Source organism: Mycobacterium sp. 852002-51971_SCH5477799-a (genome assembly GCF_001667145.1).
Classification (GTDB): domain Bacteria; phylum Actinomycetota; class Actinomycetes; order Mycobacteriales; family Mycobacteriaceae; genus Mycobacterium.
In genome coordinates this window covers 1-512 of the sequence record NZ_LZIF01000121.1, presented here as the reverse complement: position 1 = coordinate 512, position 512 = coordinate 1, and the positions used below count along the sequence as shown (strand labels likewise).

The following is a 512-nucleotide window of genomic DNA, read 5'->3' as shown; positions in this document are numbered from 1 at the left end:
GCCGCGGTGCACCATATCGCTGCTGATGGGTGGTCGGTGGCCCCGTTGGTGCGGGATTTGGGTGTGGCGTATGCCAGCCGGTCGGTGGGGCAGGTGCCGGGGTGGGCGCCGTTGGCGGTGCAGTATGTCGATTACACGTTGTGGCAGCGGGCGCAGTTTGGTGAGCTCGAGGACAGTGGTAGTCGTATCGCTGGGCAGTTGGCGTATTGGGAAGATGTGTTGGCCGGGATGCCCGAGCGGGTGCAGTTGCCCACGGATCGGCCGTATCCGGCGGTGGCGGATTATCGCGGGGCCACGGTGGCGGTGGAGTGGCCGGCTGAGGTGCAGGCGCGGGTGCGTCAGTTAGCTGGTGAGCATAATGCGACCAGTTTCATGGTGGTGCAGGCCGCGTTAGCGGTGTTGTTGTCGAAGATCAGCGCCAGTGTTGATGTGGCGGTGGGGTTCCCGATCGCCGGGCGCCGTGACCCTGCGCTCGATGAGTTGGTGGGTTTTTTCGTCAACACGTTGGTGTT

1 protein-coding gene is annotated in these 512 nt (G+C 64.3%); it reads left to right on the top strand.

Annotated features, from left to right (window positions below):
- Window positions 1-512 (top strand): condensation domain-containing protein (locus tag A5753_RS22180; protein WP_156656205.1); only part of this gene is annotated, 512 nt, incomplete at both ends.